21 protein-coding genes are annotated in these 19,618 nt (G+C 67.8%); 16 read left to right on the top strand and 5 right to left on the bottom strand.

What is annotated here, in order from left to right:
* Positions 1–5: 5 nt before the first annotated feature.
* Genes B3K53_RS14605 through B3K53_RS14630 form a run of 6 tightly spaced genes read left to right on the top strand, consistent with a single transcriptional unit; the run spans position 6 to position 7,364 of the window.
* A complete protein-coding gene (locus B3K53_RS14605; RefSeq protein WP_312064225.1) occupies positions 6–1,547 on the top strand; it encodes a type II and III secretion system protein family protein in 1,542 nt (513 codons plus the stop codon).
* Positions 1,548–1,552: 5 nt separating this feature from the next.
* Positions 1,553–2,245, top strand: a complete 693-nt coding sequence (locus B3K53_RS14610; protein WP_292085244.1) for a CpaD family pilus assembly protein — start codon at positions 1,553–1,555, stop codon at positions 2,243–2,245.
* 5 nt (positions 2,246–2,250) lie between these two features.
* On the top strand, positions 2,251–3,804 hold the full coding sequence (locus B3K53_RS14615) for an AAA family ATPase (protein WP_292085246.1): 1,554 nt from the start codon (positions 2,251–2,253) through the stop codon (positions 3,802–3,804).
* A 4-nt stretch (positions 3,805–3,808) separates the two neighbouring features.
* The gene (locus B3K53_RS14620) at positions 3,809–5,383 is read left to right on the top strand and encodes a CpaF family protein (protein ID WP_292085247.1); all 1,575 of its coding nucleotides are present in this window, start codon (positions 3,809–3,811) and stop codon (positions 5,381–5,383) included.
* A gap of 6 nt (positions 5,384–5,389) precedes the next feature.
* Complete coding sequence (locus B3K53_RS14625) at positions 5,390–6,364, top strand: type II secretion system F family protein (RefSeq protein ID WP_292085250.1); 975 nt, start codon at positions 5,390–5,392, stop codon at positions 6,362–6,364.
* Between the two features lie 13 nt (positions 6,365–6,377).
* Positions 6,378–7,364: a type II secretion system F family protein gene (locus B3K53_RS14630; RefSeq protein WP_292085251.1), complete on the top strand. Its 987-nt coding sequence runs from the start codon at positions 6,378–6,380 to the stop codon at positions 7,362–7,364.
* A 13-nt stretch (positions 7,365–7,377) separates the two neighbouring features.
* Here B3K53_RS14630 and B3K53_RS14635 read toward each other — a convergent pair whose 3' ends face one another.
* Both B3K53_RS14635 and B3K53_RS14640 read right to left on the bottom strand, forming a co-directional pair.
* On the bottom strand, positions 7,378–7,809 hold the full coding sequence (locus B3K53_RS14635; RefSeq protein ID WP_292085254.1) for an SRPBCC domain-containing protein: 432 nt from the start codon (positions 7,807–7,809) through the stop codon (positions 7,378–7,380).
* A 28-nt stretch (positions 7,810–7,837) separates the two neighbouring features.
* Positions 7,838–8,209 carry a hypothetical protein gene (locus B3K53_RS14640; protein ID WP_292085255.1) on the bottom strand — a complete coding sequence of 124 codons (372 nt, stop codon included), beginning with the start codon at positions 8,207–8,209 and terminating at the stop codon, positions 7,838–7,840.
* 82 nt (positions 8,210–8,291) lie between these two features.
* Here B3K53_RS14640 and B3K53_RS14645 point away from each other — a divergent pair, with 82 nt between their 5' ends.
* From B3K53_RS14645 to B3K53_RS14660, 4 genes are all read left to right on the top strand, one after another.
* Positions 8,292–9,605, top strand: coding sequence for an amidohydrolase (locus B3K53_RS14645; RefSeq protein ID WP_292085256.1), 1,314 nt, complete (start codon positions 8,292–8,294; stop codon positions 9,603–9,605).
* 66 nt (positions 9,606–9,671) lie between these two features.
* Positions 9,672–9,812 (top strand): hypothetical protein, encoded by a 141-nt coding sequence (locus tag B3K53_RS14650; protein WP_292085258.1) that lies wholly within the window; start codon positions 9,672–9,674, stop codon positions 9,810–9,812.
* Positions 9,813–9,842: 30 nt separating this feature from the next.
* Positions 9,843–10,184, top strand: coding sequence for a RidA family protein (locus B3K53_RS14655; protein ID WP_292085259.1), 342 nt, complete (start codon positions 9,843–9,845; stop codon positions 10,182–10,184).
* On the top strand, positions 10,184–10,393 hold the full coding sequence (locus tag B3K53_RS14660) for a hypothetical protein (protein ID WP_292085260.1): 210 nt from the start codon (positions 10,184–10,186) through the stop codon (positions 10,391–10,393). Before B3K53_RS14655 ends, B3K53_RS14660 begins: the two co-directional genes overlap by 1 nt.
* 350 nt (positions 10,394–10,743) lie before the next feature.
* On the opposite strand, the gene dapE is transcribed toward B3K53_RS14660, so the two are convergent.
* Entirely contained in the window at positions 10,744–11,937 is a 1,194-nt protein-coding gene (dapE, locus tag B3K53_RS14665) for a succinyl-diaminopimelate desuccinylase (protein WP_292085261.1), read from the bottom strand.
* A 49-nt stretch (positions 11,938–11,986) separates the two neighbouring features.
* On the opposite strand from dapE, the gene B3K53_RS14670 reads away from it, so the two are divergent.
* Together B3K53_RS14670 and B3K53_RS14675 are read left to right on the top strand one after the other, a co-directional pair.
* Positions 11,987–12,463, top strand: a complete 477-nt coding sequence (locus B3K53_RS14670) for a cupin domain-containing protein (protein ID WP_292085262.1) — start codon at positions 11,987–11,989, stop codon at positions 12,461–12,463.
* Between the two features lie 47 nt (positions 12,464–12,510).
* Positions 12,511–13,764 carry an MFS transporter gene (locus B3K53_RS14675; RefSeq protein ID WP_409515776.1) on the top strand — a complete coding sequence of 418 codons (1,254 nt, stop codon included), beginning with the start codon at positions 12,511–12,513 and terminating at the stop codon, positions 13,762–13,764.
* 55 nt (positions 13,765–13,819) lie between these two features.
* Here the strand turns inward: B3K53_RS14675 and B3K53_RS14680 are convergent, their stop codons facing one another.
* On the bottom strand, positions 13,820–14,854 hold the full coding sequence (locus B3K53_RS14680; RefSeq protein ID WP_292085264.1) for a 2'-deoxycytidine 5'-triphosphate deaminase: 1,035 nt from the start codon (positions 14,852–14,854) through the stop codon (positions 13,820–13,822).
* 104 nt (positions 14,855–14,958) lie between these two features.
* On the opposite strand from B3K53_RS14680, the gene apaG reads away from it, so the two are divergent.
* On the top strand, positions 14,959–15,366 hold the full coding sequence (gene apaG / locus B3K53_RS14685; protein WP_292085265.1) for a Co2+/Mg2+ efflux protein ApaG: 408 nt from the start codon (positions 14,959–14,961) through the stop codon (positions 15,364–15,366).
* Between the two features lie 364 nt (positions 15,367–15,730).
* On the opposite strand, the gene B3K53_RS14690 is transcribed toward apaG, so the two are convergent.
* A complete protein-coding gene (locus B3K53_RS14690) occupies positions 15,731–16,276 on the bottom strand; it encodes a GcrA family cell cycle regulator (protein ID WP_292085266.1) in 546 nt (181 codons plus the stop codon).
* A 231-nt stretch (positions 16,277–16,507) separates the two neighbouring features.
* Here B3K53_RS14690 and B3K53_RS14695 point away from each other — a divergent pair, with 231 nt between their 5' ends.
* The 3 genes from B3K53_RS14695 (at position 16,508) to B3K53_RS14705 (ending at position 19,586) form a co-directional block, all read left to right on the top strand.
* Positions 16,508–17,332: an ABC transporter permease gene (locus tag B3K53_RS14695; protein WP_292085268.1), complete on the top strand. Its 825-nt coding sequence runs from the start codon at positions 16,508–16,510 to the stop codon at positions 17,330–17,332.
* Positions 17,333–17,381: 49 nt separating this feature from the next.
* The gene (locus B3K53_RS14700) at positions 17,382–18,278 is read left to right on the top strand and encodes a M20/M25/M40 family metallo-hydrolase (RefSeq protein WP_292085270.1); all 897 of its coding nucleotides are present in this window, start codon (positions 17,382–17,384) and stop codon (positions 18,276–18,278) included.
* Positions 18,279–18,410: 132 nt separating this feature from the next.
* Complete coding sequence (locus B3K53_RS14705; protein WP_292085681.1) at positions 18,411–19,586, top strand: aspartate aminotransferase family protein; 1,176 nt, start codon at positions 18,411–18,413, stop codon at positions 19,584–19,586.
* Positions 19,587–19,618 lie beyond the last annotated feature (32 nt).

The following is a 19,618-nucleotide window of genomic DNA, read 5'->3' on the forward strand; positions in this document are numbered from 1 at the left end:
CCGGCATGAATCGTTTGATCGCGGCGGCCTGCGCCTCCCTGATCGTCCTGGGCGGGGCTGCTTCGGCGCCCCTGGCCCAGACCCGCGCCGCCGTCTCGACGGGGGCGGGGCCGCAAATGGTGAACCTGCCGCGCGGCACCTCCTTCGCGGTGGATCTCCCGGCGGACGCGCGCGACGTGATCGTGTCGAACCCGCAGGTGGCCGAGGCCATGCTGCATTCGCCGCGCCGCATCACCGTGATCGGCGTGGCGGCGGGCGAGACCGACGCCGTCTTCCTCGATGCGACGGGGCGCACCATCCTCGCCTTGAGGGTGCGCGTCGACGCCGGAACCAGCGCGCTGCAGGACACGCTGAGCCGGGTCTCGCCGGGATCGAACGTCCGCGCTGAAGCCGTCAACGACAGCATCATCCTCACGGGCACCGCCGCCAGCCCGGCGGAAGCCCAGCGCGCCGCCCAGGTGGCCCGTGCCTTCGTCTCGGCGCCGGAGAAGGTGGTCAACATGATCAGCGTGGCCGGCTCTGACCAGGTGACGCTGAAGGTTCGCGTGGTCGAGGTGCAGCGCAGCGCGGTCAAGCAACTGGGCTTCGACACCCAGGCGGTGATCGGCCGGATCGGCGACACCCAGTGGCTGCTGGGCAACGCCGCCACCTGGGGCGTCAACGGCGAACTGCTGGGCGGGATCACCGGCGGCGTGTCGCGGGACACCACCAAGAACTATCAGATGCAGATGCCCTGCGGCCCTGGCTGGCCGGCGGACGCCATGTGCCCCACGACGGTGAACGGCGGCGCTCCGGGCGATCCGTCGAACTGGGACACCGCCCAGCCGGGCACCGGCCCTGGCTCCGACGGGCTTAACAAGGGCAACGCCACGATCAAGGCCTTCGAGCGCGTGGGTCTGGTGCGCACCCTGGCCGAGCCGAACCTGACGTCAGTCAACGGCGAGGCCGCCAGCTTCCTGGCGGGCGGCGAGTTCCCGATTCCCGCCGGGCGGGACAAGGAAGGCCAGATCACGGTCGAGTACAAACCCTATGGTGTGGGTCTGTCGTTCCGCCCCGTCGTCCTGACCGGCGGCCGCATCTCGCTGCAGGTCAAGGTCGAGGTGTCCGAGCTGACGCCGCAGGGCGGTCTGACCATCGGCGCCGGCACGGCGTCGTCGATCAGCCTGCCGGGCCTGTCGGTCCGCCGGAGCGAGAACACCATCGAAATTCCCTCCGGCGGCTCGATGATGATCGCCGGCCTGCTGCAGGAATCGACGCGTCAGACAGTGGACTCGCTGCCGGGCATGACCAACCTGCCGGTTCTGGGCTCGCTGTTCCGTTCGCGCGACTATCTGATGGGAGAGACCGAACTGGTGGTGATCGTCGAACCCTATATCGTCAGCCCCACGTCGCCGGGCCGGATGCAGACGCCGGCCGACGGCCTGCGCATCGCCCAGGACGCCGAAACCATCTTCTTTGGTCAGCTGAACCAGGCCTACGGGTCGCCCGCTCCCACCGCCCAGGCGGGTGCGGGGTGGCGAGGTCCTGTCGGCTATGTGATCGAGTGAGCGCCATGACCCGAACCGCCAAATCCCTCGTCACCCTGTCGACTACCCTGGCCTTCGGCGGCCTGTTGCTGGGGAGTTGCGCGGGCGGTCCCGCCAGCCTGGGCGGCGAGGCCCCGCTGACGCCGACCTCGCGATACAGCCTGCAGGTCGAGCCGGGCCTGGACCGTATCGCCCTGGCCGTGCACGAGACCGGGCTGTCCGGCGCCCAGCAGGCCGCGCTGGCCGATCTGGTGGCGCGCTTCGCCGTCGAAGGCGCTTCGGCTCTTGTGGTCGAAGCTCCGGCCGGAGCCGATCCCGTCGCCCAGCAAGCGGCGTGGAACGTCAAGGCGGGGCTGGTGGCCGCCGGCGCGCCGGACCACATGATCCGCGTCGTCAGCTATGCCGGACCCGATCCCCGGGCGCCGATCCTGGCCGGGTTCGAGACCGTGCGCGCCGCTGTGCCGCAATGCGGAACCCAGTGGGGCAGCCTGACCCGCACCGGCGACAATCAGTCGGCGGCGAACTTCGGGTGCGCGGTTACCGCCAATCTGGCGGCTCAGATCGCCGATCCTCGCGACATCGTTTCGCCGAGGGCCATGACCCCCGCCGACGCTCAGCGCCGCGCCGTGGTGTTCGATCAGTACGTCAAGGGCGAGCCCACTGCGGCCGGTCGCGAAGAACTGGTCATGGGAACGCGTGTTTCCCGCGCTGTGGAGTGATGCAGATGACCAAGCCCTTCGCCGCACAGGATTTCGATTCGCTGGACGCGTTCGAGATGGATGACGAGTTCGTCGATGCCGTCGCGGCGACGCCGGTCGAGTCCTTGCCGTTCGCGCCCCAGTTCGACGTGGTCGAGCCGTCTGCGGACGCAGCGGCTTCCTATAATCCCGTCGGCCAACTGGTGGCCGAGACGGAGACGGCGGCGGCCGCTGTGGTCGTGGCGTCGGCGTCGCAGGTTTCTCTGGAAGAAGCGGCCGTTCCGGTCGCGCCCTCGTCCCCTGTTCTGGCGACCTATGAGCCGTCCAGCCTGTCGATCGCATCGGGCGCCTCGGTCGAGGTGTCGATCCCGCGCATCGCCGTTCACGTCTTCGCGGAGCGTCAAGACACCCTGGCTTCGGCAGAGCGCGCGGGACAGGACCGCCGCATGTCGCGGGCCACGACCCAGATCCGGGTCGGCGGCGTGGGCGCCGCCATCGAAGCCTACCGGTCGGAGCCGACCCCGCCGCTGATCGTCGTCGAAAGCATGAAGGATGCCCAGACCCTGCTCTGGGAGATCGACCAGCTGGCCGAGGTCTGCGACGCCGGCACCAAGGTGGTGATTATCGGCGCCACCAACGACATCCTTCTGTTCCGCGAGCTGATGCGGCGCGGCGTCAGCGAGTATCTGGTCGCGCCGGTCCAGCCGCTGCAGCTGATCTCGGCCATCGGCGGCCTGTTCGCTGACCCGGCCCAGCCCTTCGTCGGGCGCTCCATCGCCTTCGTCGGCGCGCGTGGCGGGGCCGGGGCCTCGGCCGTGGCTCACAACACCGCCTACGCCATGAGCGAGCGGATCGGCGTCAACACCGTCATCGTCGACTACGACCTGCCGTTCGGCACCGCCGGTCTGGACTTCAATCAGGACCCGCTTGGCGGGGTGGCCGACGCCTTGAGCCAGCCGGACCGTCTGGACGCCACCTTGCTGGACCGGATGATGGTCCGCTGCACGGACAAGCTGAGCCTGTTCGCGGCCCCCGCCACTCTGGACGCTGACTGGGACATCCAGCCGGACGCCTTCGAGGAGGTGACCACGCGGATCCGTTCGACCGCGCCCTTCGTGGTGCTGGACCTGCCGCACCTGTGGTCGGGCTGGATGCGCAAGACCCTGATCTCGGCCGACGAGGTGGTGATCGTGGCGACGCCCGATCTGGCGAGCCTGCGCAACGCCAAGAACATGATCGACCTGATCAAGCAGGGCCGTCCCAATGACGCCCCTCCGCGTCTGGTGCTGAACCAGGTCGGCGTGCCGGGACGTCCTGAAATCCCGGCCAAGGACTTCGGCTCGGCCCTGGGCATCCATCCCAGCCTGATCATCCCCTTTGACGCCAAGGTGTTCGGCGCGGCCGCCAACAATGGTCAGATGATCGTTGAGGCCGGCGCCAAGACCAAGTCGGCGGAGGCCTTCGAAACCCTGGCTCAGATTGTGTCTCGGCGCGAACTGCCGACGTCGCCCGTCAAGGGCGGGGCGCCGGCCAAGAAGGGCGGCTCTCTGCTCGCCTCTCTGTTCAGCAAGAAGCGCTGAGGTCATGTTCGGCAAGCGCACCGCCCAGCCCGGCGTCGCGGTCGCCCCGCGACCCGCGCCGGCTCCCCAGCCGGCGGCGGCGGTTACGCGCCCGCTCGAGCCGGTCGACGGGTTTTCGCTTGAAGAACTGGAAGCGCCTGCGCGCGCTGCGCCTGAAAGCGGTGATCGGCTGGACGCCCTGGCCGCCCGCCCGCAGCCCGCGCCCGCCGCGCCCGCGCCAGGCGGCCCGGTCAAGGGGCCGCGCGCGACGGCCGGTCTGGAACAGCTGAAGAAGGCCCAGGCGGTCGCCGAGATCGTCCGCGAGCAGTCCGACTATTATCACGCCACGAAGACGACCATCTTCAACGCGTTGATGAACACCATCGACCTGTCCCAACTGGCCCAGCTGGACCAGAAGACGGCGTCCGAGGAAATCCGCGACATCGTCGCCGAACTGGTGGCGATCAAGAACGTCTCCATGTCGGTGGCCGAGCAGGAGCACCTGGTCCAGGACATCGTCAACGACGTCCTCGGCTACGGCCCGCTGGAGCCTTTGCTGGCGCGCGACGACATCGCCGACATCATGGTCAACGGCGCCGGGCGGGTCTTCATCGAAGTCGGCGGCAAGGTGCAACTGACCAACGTCCGCTTCCGCGACAACACCCAGCTGATGAACATCTGCCAGAGGATCGTGTCGCAGGTCGGTCGCCGCGTCGATGAATCCAGCCCCATCTGCGACGCCCGCCTGCCCGACGGCTCGCGCGTCAACGTCATCGCCCCGCCGCTGGCCATCGACGGTCCCACGCTGACGATCCGTAAGTTCAAGAAAGACAAGCTGACGATGAAGAACCTGGTGGAGTACGCCTCCATCAGTCCCGAGGGCGCGCGTGTCCTGGGCGTCATCGGCGCGGCGCGATGCAACCTGGTCATCTCGGGCGGTACGGGTTCCGGCAAGACGACCTTGCTCAACACCCTGACGGCCTTCATCGACCCGACCGAGCGCGTCATCACCTGCGAGGACGCCGCCGAACTGCAGTTGCAGCAGCCGCACGTGGTGCGTCTGGAAACCCGTCCGCCCAACCTGGAAGGCCAGGGCCAGATCACCATGCGGGATCTGGTCAAGAACTGTCTGCGGATGCGTCCCGAACGCATTATCGTCGGCGAGGTCCGCGGCCCGGAGGCCTTTGACCTGCTGCAGGCCATGAACACCGGCCACGACGGCTCGATGGGCACGCTTCACGCCAACTCGCCCCGCGAAGCCATCAGCCGTATGGAGTCCATGATCACTATGGGCGGCTACGGTCTGCCGTCCAAGACCATCCGCGAGATGATCGTCGGTTCGGTCGACGTCATCATCCAGGCGGCGCGTCTGCGCGACGGCTCGCGCCGCATCACCCACATCACCGAGGTGGTGGGTCTGGAAGGCGACGTCATCGTGACCCAGGACCTGTTCGTCTATGAGATCACGGGCGAGGACGCTCACGGCAAGATCACCGGCCGTCACCGTTCGACCGGCATCGCCCGTCCGCGCTTCTGGGACCGCGCGCGCTATTACGGGCTGGAGCGCGAACTGGCCGAAGCCCTGGACGCGGCGGAGTAGGGCCTGATGCTTCCCATTCTCGCGGCGTTCCTCGCCTTCATCACCATCGGCGGCGTGGGCTGGGTTCTTGTCAGCGGGGACGATACGTCGGCCCAGGCGGTCAAGCGCGCCAAGTCCATCGGCGCGGCCAAGGCTGAACCGGCCGGCAAGCGCGCCGCCGTGGTCAACACGCCCGAGGCGCGCCGCAAGCAGATCATGCAGCAGCTGCAGGAGGTTGATCGGCGCGATCGCAAGGCGCGTATGACCCTGAGCGCCAAGCTCAAGCAGGCCGACCTGCCGATCAGCCTGCGCACCTTCATCATCATCAGCGTGGTCCTGGGCGTTATCGGCGCCGCCGCGGCCTTCGTGCTCGGCCTCAATCCCCTGCTGGCCCTGGGCGTCGGCGTGGCCATGGGGCTGGGCATGCCCCGCTGGGTCGTGAGCATGAGGGGCAAGAAGCGGATGAAGCAGTTCTCGCTCGCCTTCGCCGACGCCGTCGACATCCTGGTGCGCGGCATCAAGACCGGCCTGCCCGTCCACGACTGCTTCAAGATCATCGCGCGCGAGAGCCCGCAGCCCCTGGCTGGAGAGTTCCAGCTTCTGGTCGAAGGGCTGGGCGTCGGGATGACGCTGAGTGAGGCGCTGGACAAGATGTTCGAGCGGATGCCGGTTCCTGAACTGAAGTTCTTCGCCATCGTCATCGCCATCCAGCAGAAGAGCGGCGGCAACCTGGCCGAGGCGCTCGGCAACCTGACGTCGGTGCTTCGGGCGCGGCGGATGATGGGCGAAAAGATCAAGGCCATGTCGTCGGAAGCCATCGCCTCGGCCGGCATTATCGGCTCCCTGCCGCCGGTGGTCATGATCCTCGTGATGATCTCCAGCCCGGCCTACATGATGCTGCTGTTCACCGACATGCGCGGTCAGGCGATGCTTCTGGGGGCGGGGCTCTGGATGGGCTGCGGCATCTTCATGATGAAGCGCATGATCTCGTTCAAGTTCTGAGGGGGAGGACGCCGTGGACAGCTTTTTGCGATTTATCACCGACCCTCAGAACCTGCTGAGCATCGGCGTGGGCGTCGCCGTCTTCGCCAGCGTTCTGACGCTGCTGAGCTCCTTCACAGGGGGGGCGCGTCTGGACAAGCGCATGAAGGCGGTGGGCGAGCGCCGCGAGGAGCTGAAGCGCCGTTCGCGGCAGGCCATGAAGGGCGGCGCCGGCAGCCCGGCCACGCTGCGTCACTCGGATGAAGGCTTCAAGAAGCGCGTCGTCGACCGTCTGAACCTGACCCAGCTGCTGGAAGACCCCAAGGTCGCCGAGAACATGATCCAGGCGGGGTTCCGTGGGCCCCGTCCTCTGACCACCTTCTACTTCTTCCGCTTCGCCACGCCCTTTATCTTTATGGTGCTGACGGGCCTCTACCTGTTCGTGGTCAACGACTTCGGCATGACCCTGACGCTGAAGCTCTGCGTCCTGGTGTTCGCCGCGGCGGCGGGCTTCTACGCCCCGAACATCTATGTCCAGAACCGCATCGCGTCACGGCGTCAGTCGATTGTGGCGGCCTTCCCCGACTCCCTCGACCTGCTGCTGATCTGCGTGGAGTCGGGCATGTCAATCGAGGCGGCGATTCAGAAGGTCAGCCAGGAGGTCGGCGGCCAGTCGATCGAACTGGCCGAGGAACTCAGCCTCTTGTCGGCCGAGCTTTCCTATCTGCCCGACCGGCGCATGGCCTATGAGGGGATGGCCAAGCGGACCAATCATCCCGGCATCCGCGCCGTCGCCACGGCCATGACCCAGGCCGAAACCTATGGCACGCCGCTGGGCTCCGCCCTGCGGGTGATGGCCAAGGAAAATCGCGAACTGCGTCTGGCCGCCGCAGAGAAAAAGGCCGCCGCCCTGCCGGCCAAACTGACCGTGCCGATGATCGTCTTCTTCCTGCCCGTGCTGTTCGTGGTCATCCTGGGACCGGCGATCATCAACATTCAGGACATGATGAAGGGCGGCTGAGCCGCCCGCGTCTTCATCCCTCGGCGGCGCGCTTGAGGGCTTCGGCGATGTCCTCATAGGCGCCGCGGATCAGCTTGCGGTGCTTGTCGTGGAACAGTTCGCCGCGCAGGCCCGAGAAGATCACGCCGTTGGCGACGATGCAGTTGCCGCGCTCCAACTCCTCGATCTCATAGTAGCGGATGGCGTTGAACATGAAGCCGCGCTTCTCGGCCCAGACCAGTTGGGCGTAGGGCTGCCAGTCGCCGAGGCGGGCCTGGACCTGCCGTTCCGCCATGCCGGGCAAGGCCTCGGTCAGGCTGATGCCGGCGCCAAAGGCCAGGGCGCCGGCTACCCCGGTCTCATAGGGGTTCCAGCTATGCCAGTTTTCGAGATCGCTGAGGATCTCCCAGATGCGGTCCGACGGCGCGTTCACGCCGATACGCTTCTCGATACGGGTCGTGTCCATGATCTGCCTCTGACACGGCTTTTCGACTTTAGGAAGTCGTCTCGGCGGCGGGCGCGGGCAAGGGCGGCTTGAGGCGGCGCCCGTCGTCCAGACCCAGCCGCGCCTTGACCTCGAACAGGTCGGCCCCTGCGGGCACGATCAGCAGTTCCTCGGGGCGGCGGGCGTTGACGGCCACGACCGCGTTCCTGGGGCAGACATCGAAGCAGTCGGCGCCCACCACGGCGAGATCCGCCTTGCGACCCTTGCCAGCGTGCAGATAGCGCCGCAGGGCCTTTTTCAGGGTCTTGTCGCCGTCGGGGCCGAAGCCGCCGTCCAGCTTTTTCGAGCATTTGCGACACACCAGAATCACTTCGTTCCAGCGGGTCTTCGACACCTTGAAGGGTTTGGGCGTCTTGCTCATGGCCCGAAGATCGGTGTTCGCGATGACTTGCACAAGCGGGGTTCGCCCGCGCAACATGATCTTCACAAAAGGGGAGCCCACCATGAACGTCCGCCAATGCTTGAGCCTGTCTGCCGCCCTGGTCCTCATGTCGGCGGGCGCCGCCGCCGCCCAGGTCCCGCAGGCGACGGTTTCGGCGGCGGTGGATCGGGTCATGCCCGAGGTTGTGGCCTGGCGGCGCGACCTGCATCAGCATCCTGAACTGGGCTTCGCCGAGACGCGCACCGCCGGCGTGGTCGCCGACCACCTGCGGTCGCTGGGGATGGAAGTCCGCACCGGGGTCGGCAAGACAGGCGTGGTCGGCGTGCTGCGCGGGGCGCGCCCCGGCCGCACGGTGGCGCTGCGCGCCGACATGGACGCCCTGCCGGTCAAGGAGGCGACGGGGCTGGCCTTCGCCTCGACCGCCACGGGAACCTACATGGGCGAAACCGTGCCGGTGGCCCATGCCTGCGGCCATGACGCCCACGTCGCCATGCTGATGGGGGCCGCCGAGGTTCTGGCCGGCATGAAGGACCAGATCAGCGGCACGGTCGTCTTCATCTTCCAGCCGGCCGAGGAAGGCGCGCCTCCGGGCGAGCCTCTGGGCGGGGCCGCCCTGATGATCCAGGAGGGCGCGCTGAAGGCCCCGGCGCCCGAGGCCATTTTCGGCCTGCATGTGGTGCCGGGCGTTCCGGGCACCATCTTCTATCGACCGCAGGGCTTCATGGCGGCCTCGGATCGGGTCGACATCGTCCTGCACGGCAAGCAGACGCACGGGGCCTGGCCGTGGAAGGGCGTCGACGTGATCGCCGCGGCGGCCAACGTCATTCAGACGGTCAACACCCTGACGGCGCGCACCATCGATCCCACCACGACGCCGACGGTCTTCACCATCGCGACGATGGACGCGGGCGTGCGCTACAACATCATTCCCGACCGCGCGACGCTGAGCGGCACCCTGCGCACCTTCGATGTCGCCCAGCGCGACACCCTGGTGGCCAGGGCCGAGGCGGCCATCGACCACGTGGCCGAAGCCTACGGCGCGACCGCCGACTTCTCCGTTCGGCAGAATGCGGCTCTGGTCTTCAACGACGAAGCGCTCTCGGCCTGGCTGGCGCCGGTGCTGGAGGAGGCTGCGGGGGTCGGCAAGGTCAATCCCGCCACGCCCGCGACCACGGTGGCCGAGGACTTCAGCTACTTCCAGTGCGCGGTTCCCGGCGTCTTCTACCACCTGGGCGGCAGCCCGGACGGCGTTGATCCGGCGACAGCGGCGCCCAATCATTCGCCGGAGTTCGACGTCAACGAGAAGGTGTTGCCGCTGGGCGTGAAGGCCCACGTCTTCAGCGCGCTCCGCTTCCTGGAGCGACAACAAAACTGATTGTTTCTGTTTATCAAGGGGTAAGCATGGCCGGAGCATCCTCGGGCGTCTGACAAGGAAAAGCCGATGTCGCGCCTGCCGGTTAAACTGCCGCCCGCCGCCAATCAGCCCGCACGCGGCCGACCGCGCGACCTCGTCTTCTTCTGCATCGCCTTTGCGGCGGTCTTCCTCGCGGCCCTTCTGGTGATGGAGATGATGCTGGGTTAAGCCGGTGGCCTGATTTCAGGAGGCCTCCCCATGATCACCCGCATCCAGCCCGGCGCCCGCATGAGCGAGGCCGTCATCCACGGCAATACCGTCTATCTGGCCGGTCAGGTCGGCGAGCCGGGCGACGACATCACGGCCCAGACGAAGACGACGCTGGCCGAGATCGACGCCCTGCTGGCCCAGGCCGGCACCGACAAGTCCAAGATTCTGATGGCCACCATCTGGCTGGCCGACATCGCCGATTTCGAGGCCATGAACGCCGTCTGGGACGCCTGGGTCGACAAGGCCAATCCGCCCGCCCGCGCCACCAGCGAAGGTAAGCTGGCTTCGCCAGAATACCTGGTTGAGATCATCGTCGTGGCGGCGGTCTGATGGCCCTCGACAAGGACAGCGAACTGGAGCGCTTCAAGGCGACGCGCGTCACCGCCCTGTACCGCCTCGATCTGATCGAGAAGGGCGCGCAACTGACCTATGAGGACGGCACGCCCGTCGACATGGCCTCGGAAAAGCAGCGCCTGAAGGATCAGGTCGCCGACATGGACCGCCGCATCGCCCGTCTGGAGGCGGCGGGGGAAGCCTAGCTCGGCTTGGCGTACTGAGCGGCGACCGATATGGGCCAGCTGGCAGCTGTCGGTCTTGACGACGGGCTTGATGCATTCCGACCATTTCCAGCCAGGCTCGAACTTGAACCGGCCCAGCGTGGCGTCGGAAAGCCGGGCGATCTCGACGCGGGTCTTTTCGGGAGTCCGCAGTTCATCCGGGTTGTCGTGGGACTTGGATTCGAAGTTCGTGACGCTGATTCCACTCTCGGCCATGGCGTCCTCCTGACGCGCGATGCGGGGGCTGCCCTTGAAGTGCAAAGCGACCTGGGCGCCCCTTAAAACGGCCGGCGCCTCCCTGGTGTTCCCCAATGGAGGGATGAGGTGGGACCCTAGGTCGCGAGCCGCTCGAACACCGTCTCGATCACCGCCTGGTAGGCGTCGGCCAGGGCGCGCAGTTCGGCCTCGGGCACGCGCTCGTCGATCTGGTGCATGGTCTGGCCGACCAGGCCCAGCTCCAGCACCGGGCACAGGGACCGGATGAAGCGGGCGTCCGAGGTGCCGCCGGTGGTCGAGGCCTCGGGGCGACGGCCCAACGTCGCTTCCACCGCGTCCTGCACCGCCGTGACGAAGACGCCCGGCTCGGTCAGGAAGGCCTCGCCCGAGCACATGTGCCCCAGTTCGATGCGCAGGCCGGTCTCGGCCTGAAGCGCGCCGGCCTCGCGGTTCAGCCAGTCGATCAGGCCGTCGCCGGTGTGGGTCGGGTTGAAGCGGATGTTCAGCCGCGCCTTCGCCTCGGCCGGGATGATGTTGGTCGCCGGATTGCCCACGTCGATGGTGGTGATCTCGAGGTTCGACGGCGGAAATTCCGGGTAACCCGTGTCGAGGACGTGGGCGTCGAGGCGGGCCAGCAGCTTGGCCACGACCGGGGCCGGGTTGGCGGCGCGGTCGGGATAGGCGACGTGGCCCTGCTTGCCGTGGACGGTGATCCAGGTGTTGAGCGAGCCGCGCCGCCCGACCTTGATCATGTCGCCGAGATGGTGGGCCGAAGACGGCTCGCCGACCACGCAGGCGTCGATGACCTCGCCCTCGGCCATCAGGGCCTCGACCACCCGCTTGGTGCCGTGCAGGGCCGGGCCTTCCTCGTCGCCGGTGATCAGGAAGGAGAGGGAGCCGGGGACGTCGCCGTCTGTCAGCACGCGCGAGACGGCGGCGACCCAGGCGGCGATGCCGCCCTTCATGTCCACGGCGCCGCGTCCGTAGAGGATGCCGTCGCGGGTCTCGCCCTCGAAGGGGGCGGCGGTCCAGGCGGCGACGTCGCCGGTCGGCACCACGTCGGTGTGGCCGGCGAAGCAGAGATTAGGCGAGGCCGAGCCGCGTCGGGCGTAGAGGTTCTCGATGCGGGCGTCATGACCCACGCCGGTCGGCCCCTCGAACACCATGCGGCGGCAGGTGAAGCCCAGGCCGGTCAGGGCGCGCTCCAGCACGTCCATGGCTCCTTCGTCGGCGGGGGTGACGGAGGGAATGCGGATCAGGTCGCGGGTCAGTTCGACAGGATCAATGACGGAATGTGATGCGGCGCTCATGGGCTCTATGCTTTAGGCATATCCCGCATCCGCGAGAAGGCCCGAAACCGTGCCGAAGATCGACATCGAAACTGCGCCGACCGGGCATGGCACCGGCTACCCGGAGGAATTCGCCGCCCCGTGCAAGTCGCGGCGGCGCTGGCGGCTGGGCGACGTGGTCGGCCTGAGCCAATTCGGGGTCAATCTGCTGCGCCTGCCCGCCGGGGCCTGGTCCAGCCAGCGCCACTGGCACACCGCCGAGGACGAGTTCGTCTGGGTGGTCGAGGGCGAGGTGGTGCTGGTGGAAGAGGACGGCGAGACCGTGCTGCGCCCCGGCGACTGCGCCGGCTTCAAGGCGGGCGTCCCGAACGGCCACAAGATCGAGAACCGCAGCGACCGTGAGGCGGTGCTGCTGGAGGTCGGCGCGCGCCGCCCGGCTGAGGACGCCTGCGACTATCCCGACATCGACATGATCCTGCCCAAGGGCGCCGACCGCTACTTCCATCGCGACGGAACCCCCTATCCGAAGACGCCCCGAAGAACGTGACCACTGAATCCGTAGACACCGCCCCGACCGTTCCGCCCCAGCCGCCGCTGCCGCCCGAGTCTCACGACGGCGGCCCGTCCAGCCCGTGGGCCATTCGCGATTTCCGCCTGTTGTGGGTCGGGCGCGTGGCGGCGGTTCTGGGCATCCAGATCCAGTCCTCGGCCCTGTTGTGGCAGGTCTATGAGATCGCCCGTCGCGATCATCCTATCGCCGAAGCCAGCCTCTATCTGGGGCTGGTGGGCCTGTGTCAGTTCCTGCCGCTGCTGGCCTTCACCCTGCCCGCCGGGGCCATGGCCGACCGGCGCGACCGCAAGCACACCGTGACCCTGTCCATCGTGGTCGAGAGCCTGTGCGCACTGGCCTTCCTCGCCATGGCCTTGCACGGCTCGCCGCCGTTGTGGGGGCTGCTGGCCGTGGCCGCCGTCTTCGGCGCGGCGCGGGCCTTCCTCGCCCCGGCCAGCCAGGCCTTCCTGCCCATGGTGGTGGGGCGCAAGGCCCTGCCGCCGGCCATCGCGGCCCAGTCGATCGCCTTCCAGACCGGGGCCATCGCCGGACCGGCGCTCGGCGGCGTCATCGTCGGCTTCGCCGTGCCTTGGGCCTACGCCTCGGCCATGGCTCTTTTCCTGGTCGCCATCGGCTGCTTCCTGCTGATCCGCACCCGGGGCAAGCCGCAGTTCGTCGAGACGGGCGTGGGGCCGCTGGAGCTGGTCAAGGAAGGCCTGGCCTATGTCTGGAAGACCAAGATCGTCCTGGGCGCCATCTCGCTGGACCTGGTCGTGGTCCTCTTGGCGGGGGTGGCCCTGCTGACGCCGATCTTCGCGCGCGACATCCTGCACGTCGGGCCTGAGGGTTTCGGTCTGCTGCGCGCCGCCTTCGGAGTCGGGGCCCTGCTCATGGCCCTCTACCTCAGCCGCTTTCCCATCGTGCGGCACGGGGGGCGCTGGATGTTCGCGGCCGTGGCGGTGTTCGGGATCTGCACCCTGATCTTCGGCCTGTCCAAGAGCGTCTGGCTGTCGGGCGCGGTTCTGTTCATCGGCGGGGCCGCCGACATGATCAGCGTCAACATTCGCCAGACCCTGATCCAGCTGGCCACGCCGGATCACATGCGCGGACGGGTGTCGTCGGTGTCCATGCTGTTCATCGGCGCCTCCAACGAACTGGGCGAGGCCTATTCCGGTGTCATGGTGCGCCTGCTCGGTCCCATCGGAGCGGCGGTGTTCGGCGGGGTCGGGGCTCTGGCCGCGACCGGCATCTGGGCCAGGGTCTTCCCCAGCCTGAGGAAGGCCAACAAGTTGACCTGACCCAGGACAAAAAAGAAGCCCCGCGATCAGCAGATCGCGGTGCTCTTGTTTTGGATCAGCCCCAAGGCCGGAAGTGTTTCGACAGCTTCAGGCCCTGGCTCTGATAGTGGCTGCCGCCTTCGCCGTAGAGGCGGGTCGGGCGTTCCGTCAGCGGCTCATAGACCAGGCGGGCGACGATCTGGCCGTGTTCCAGCAGGAAGGGGGTGTCGTGGGTGCGAACCTCCAGCACGCCCTTGGAGCCGGCGCCGTGGGCCTCGTCCGTGCCGAAGCCGGGGTCGAAGAAGCCGGCGTAGTGGACGCGGAACTCGCCGACCGAGGGGTCGATCGGGGTCATCTCGGCGGCCTGATCGACCGGGATTTCCACGTCGTCTGACGAGGCCAGGATGTAGAACTCGCCCGGATCCAGCAGCAGTTCGCCGCGACGCAGGGTCAGGGGTTCCCAGAAGTCGCGCGGGTCGTGGCCGTCGATGTGCTCCATGTTGACCACGCCTGCGTGGCGGCGGCCGCGATAGCCGACGACGCCGTTTTCGCCCGCGCGCAGGTCGACGCCGACGCTGCGGGTCTCCAGCTTGGGCGGCTCGCCGGCCTTGAGGCGTAACTGGTTCAGGCGGGTGCCGGGCTTGACCAGGATGGAGAAGGTCTGGGGCGCGATCTCGAGATAGAGGGGGCCGTCATAGCCCTCGTCCACGTCGTCGAAGCTGCCGCCCTTGTCGGTCAGCAGGCGCACGAAGACGTCGACGCGGCCGGTCGAGCTTTTCGGGTTGGCGCGGGCGTTCAGGCCCTTGGGCAGGCTGAGGCGTTCCTGCAGGCGGGCGATGTAGACGCAGCCCTTTTCCAGCACCACGCCGCCCGACAGGTCGATGGCGTGCATCTCCACGTCGTTGATGCGGTCCTCGACCTTGCGCTGGCCGGGCAGGAAGGAGGCGCGCACGCGCCAGGCCTGGTTCGACAGGCGCAGGTCCAGGCTCGCCGGCTGCACCTGGTCGTGATCGAAGGGGGTGTCGGATTTGATCGCGCCGACGGCGATCAGGGTCTCGATGCCCTGGAAGGGCAGAATGCCGGGCTGGGCGGGAATCTCGAAGATGCTCATGCCGTCCTGTCTCACACGGATTTTTCCATCTGTCTCGCTTCGGAATGCGACATCCTCAGCACCAGACGGGTTGAACCCCGAGGTCGGCGGGCTGCATATAGCCTATGCACGCGTCTCCTGCCTATACCGCCGAAACCGAAGGCGTCGTCGTCCGCGTCCGCCCCTCCTATCTGGCGGCCCAGTCGGATCCGGCGGCGGGACGCTGGGTCTGGGCCTATCAGATCGAGATCGTCAACCTGACCGGATCGCCGGTGCAGCTGGTGGCGCGGCGCTGGACCATCACCGACGCCTATGGCCACGTCGAGGAAGTGCGTGGTCAGGGCGTGGTCGGCGAACAGCCGGTGATCGAGGCCGGCGACAGCTATTCCTACGCCTCGGGCTGTCCGCTGGGCGCGCCGTCCGGGTCGATGGTCGGCGCCTACTACATGACCGACGTCGACGGGCGAATGTTCGAGGCGGCCATCCCCGCGTTCAGTCTGGATGTGCCGGATGCGCGGCGGGTGTTGAACTAGTATGCTCTCTCCGCTGTCATCCCGGACGGGCCGTAGGGCCGATCCGGGACCCAGGCGGTCAGACTGGAAGCGACGGTGGGGCAGTCGGGCGTCTGGGTCCCGGGTTCCGCTGCGCGGCCCCGGGATGACGGCAAGTTTGTCGTGTCGCGCCCAACGAAAAACCCCCGCCTTGCGGCGAGGGCGATAGGGCTGCGTCAACCCGGATGAACCGCAGCCCCCTGAATTCATCCGGCAAGCCGGACGAAATCAGTTTCTTTGCGGGCCGCGGTCAAAAGGCTCCGCCCTTTCGACCCGACGCGGCCTGGCGCTTCGCGCGTGCTCAAGCAGCGAGCCGCCGCGCGGCGAGCGATAGCGCCCTTAGGTCTTAGATATAGCGACGCAGGCTGCGGGCCAGTTCGCTGGCGCCGTCCTTGGATGCGCCCTTGCGGATCTGGGGCTGGTAGGCGACGCGGGCGTGTTCGCCGCAATAGACGCCTTCCGAGGCGCGACGGCCGCAGAAGCTGAACTCGCGCGACGACGGGTCGCCGATCGGCCATTTGCACATATGGGCGCCGAGGGTCAGGACCGTGGCCGTGCCGGGCAGTTCCGGGGTCGGGGCCGGAGCGACCGGCTGGGCGACCATGACCGGACGCGGCGCGGCGGCCTCGATGCGGCGCGGGGCCGACGGGGCCTGGGCCGTAGCGGCCGGAGCCGCCGGGCGCGGACGGGTAGCGGCGCGGGGGAAGGTGGTGCGGGCCGGTTGCGACGGCGCGGCGCGGCCCGACAGGCCCAGGCGGTGCACCTTGCCGATCACGGCGTTGCGGGTCACGCCGCCGCCCAGGGTCTTGGCGATCTGGCTGGCCGACTGGCCTTCCAGCCAGAGCTTCTTCAACGCGCCGACGCGGTCTTCAGTCCAGCTTGCTGCGGTCATGGCCACCCTCCCGGGGATCGGATTCAATATCTTGGGTCATCGACGAATTTCCCCGCCTCGACCTGCTACTAATCGTAAAGCAGGGCTTAAAACACGCAAGATGTGGCAATTCAGCTGTCCACAGAAACCAGATGTAGTGTGGTTAACGTCCCGTTTTGAATCAGTTTTGCGTCTCTTCATCGAACGCCGGGCGCCTTGCGAAACCAGCTTAGCGGGCGCATCTGGGCGCCTATGAAGACCGATCTCGCCTCCACCGCTCCCTCGGGCCTGCCTCAACCGCGTCGCTATGACGGGATCAACTGGGTCGGCCTGCGCACCCTCTACCTGCGCGAGGTGCGCCGTTTCTGGAAGGTGGGCGCCCAGACCGTGGCGGCCCCGGTGGTGACGACCCTGCTCTACATGCTGGTCTTCGTGGTGGCCTTGAAGGGCGCGCGGCCGCCGTTGCACGGCACCCCCTTCGCCGAGTTCGTGGCGCCCGGCCTGATCATGATGGCCATCCTGCAGAACGCCTTCGCCAATGCTTCGTCCAGCCTGATCCAGGCCAAGATCATGGGTACGGCGACCGACTTCCTGACCCCGCCGCTCAGCCCGCTGGAGCTGACCATCGGCTTCACCCTGGGCGCGGCGACGCGCGGGGTGGCGGTCGGTCTGGTGACGGCCCTGTGCGTCCTGCCCTTCGCCAAGCTGGGCGTGGCCAATGTGGCCCTGATCGTCTGGTTCGGCCTGATCGCCTCCCTGCTGATGGGGATGACCGGCGTGCTGGCGGGCCTGTGGTCCGAGAAGTTCGACCACCTGTCGGCGGTGCAGAACTTCGTGGTCATGCCGATGACCTTCCTGTCGGGCACCTTCTACTTGATCGACAGCCTGCCTGAGCCCTTCGCCAGCATCAGCCGTTTCAACCCCTTCTTCTACCTGATCGACGGCTTCCGGGCGGGCTTCATCGGCCACGCCGAGGGGAACCTGATGGTCGGCGTGGTCATGAGCGCTGTTCTGACGGTTCTGATGGGCGCGGCCTGCTGGCTGGTGTTCCGTTCGGGCTGGCGCCTGAAGAGCTGAGCCGTTAGGCAGGATCGAACGCCCCCGGGGAGGGGCTTGGGAGGTCCTCATGCTGTTTCGATCCGCTTTGGCGTCCGCTGTCGCCGCCGTCGCGTTCCTGTCCACGCCCGTCGTGGCGCAGGACGCCGAGGCGCTGAAGGCCCAGGTCGCCGCCTATGTCCAGCCGTCGAATGCCGAGCGGATGAACGTGCTGCTGACCCAGCTGCGCGCCGCGGGCTTCAACCCGACCGTCGAGACCTTCGAGGGCGGCGGTCGCGCCGGTCCGATGCAGGGCTCCAACGTCGTCGTGACGATCGGGGATGGTCCCAAGGAAATCCTGCTGACCGCCCACTATGACGCGGTGAAGCTGCGCGACGGGACCATGTCGCAAGGCGTGGTCGATAACGCCGGGTCGGTGGTGGCCCTGATCGAGGCCGCCAAGATCCTGAAGGACAAGCCGCTGTCGCACCGCGTGCGAGTCATCTTCTTCGACCAGGAGGAGCTGGGCCTGATCGGCGCGCGCAAGTGGATCGAGGCGCACGGCGTCGCCAATGTCGCCGCCGTGGTCAACTCGGACGTCGCCGCCTATGGCGACGCCATGATGTACGGCCAGAACAACGGGGCGCAGTCGGCCTTCGTCACGCGCGCCGTTCAGGAGCTGTGCGCCGAGCGCGCCATGCAGTGCGTCGGCTTCCCCGTCTATCCGCCGTCGGACGACCGCGCCTTCTCGGCCGCCGGCGCGCCGGTGGTGTCGCTGGGCTTCCAGGACGAAGTCGGCGCCCACCAGATGTGGCTGGCCTTCAACGGCGGCGAGGACAAGGGGCTGGCCGAGGGCTTCACGCCCAAGGTCTTCCGCGTGATCCACACCAAGGATGACGCCGTCGAGGCCGTCGAGGGCGCGACCATCGCCACGGCCGGCGCGACCTATGCCGCCCTGATCCAGAAGCTGGACGCGCACCTGCGCTGAAATCGCGCCCGGCGTGGTGTTGACTAAGCCGGAATAGCGCCCGACAAGTTCGTCGCCTTTTTCAAAGCGGTCCCGCAGCCAAGGTTGCGGGGCCGTCGCTCTTTATGGAGTCTGCCTGTGTCCGGTCATCTGATGGGTGTCTACAATCGCGCGCCGCTGGAAGTGGAGCGCGGCCAGGGCGTCCGACTGTGGTCGACCGATGGCACTGAGTATCTGGACTGCGTCTCGGGCATCTCGACCAACGCCCTGGGTCACGCCCACCCCAAGCTGGTGCAGGCGGTCAAGGATCAGGCCGAGAAGCTGTGGCACGTCTCGAACATCTTCAAGATTCCGGGCCAGGACGCCCTGGCCGACGCCCTGTGCGAAAAGTCTTTCGCCGACGTGGTCTTCTTCACCAACTCGGGCACCGAGGCCGTCGAGTGCGCCCTGAAGACGGCGCGCAAGTTCCACTCGGCCAACGGCCAGCCGGAACGCATCGACATCTACGGCTTTGACGGCTCGTTCCACGGCCGCACCTATGGCGCCATCAACGCCGCCGCCAATCCCAGCTACACCGAGGGCTTCGGGCCCAAGATGGAAGGCTTCCATCAACTGGTCTGGGGCGACAAGGCGGCCCTGATGGCGGCTTTTGAAAACCCGAATACGGCGGCCATCATTCTGGAGCCGGTGCAGGGCGAGGGCGGCTGCCGCTCGACGCCCGAGGCCGACCTGCGCTGGATGCGCGACATGGCCGACCAGTACGGCGTCCTGATCATTTTCGACGAGGTCCAGTGCGGCATGGGCCGGACCGGCAAGCTGTGGGCGCACGAATGGGCCGGCATGACCCCGGACATCATGGCGGTGGCCAAGGCCCTGGGCGGCGGCTTCCCCATCGGCGCCTGCCTGGCGACGGCCGAAGCGGCTAAGGGCATGACGGTCGGCGCCCACGGCTCGACCTTCGGCGGCAACCCCCTGGCCATGGCCGTGGGGCAGGCCGCCTTCGCCGAGGTGTCGTCGGACGCGATCATCGCCAACGTCAACGAGGTCGCCGGCTATCTGAAGCAGCAGCTGCACGGCCTGGCCGAGCGCTTCCCCGACGTGATCGTCGAGGTCCGCGGCAAGGGTCTGCTGGTGGGCGTCAAGCTGGTCCCCAACAACCGCGACTTCATGGGCTGGGCCCGCGACGAGGCCCGGCTGCTGGTCGCCGGCGGCGGCGACAACCTGGTCCGCATCCTTCCGCCGCTGAACATCACCCTCGAAGAGGCCCGCGAGGCCGTCGAGAAGTTTGAAATCGCCTGCGAGTTCGCTCGGACGAAGCTGGCGGCCTGATCGCCCCAGCCCGGCTGACGCCTTTGACCACG

Origin of the sequence: Brevundimonas sp. UBA7506 (genome assembly GCF_002479495.1) — a bacterium.
Taxonomy (GTDB): Bacteria; Pseudomonadota; Alphaproteobacteria; order Caulobacterales; family Caulobacteraceae; genus Brevundimonas.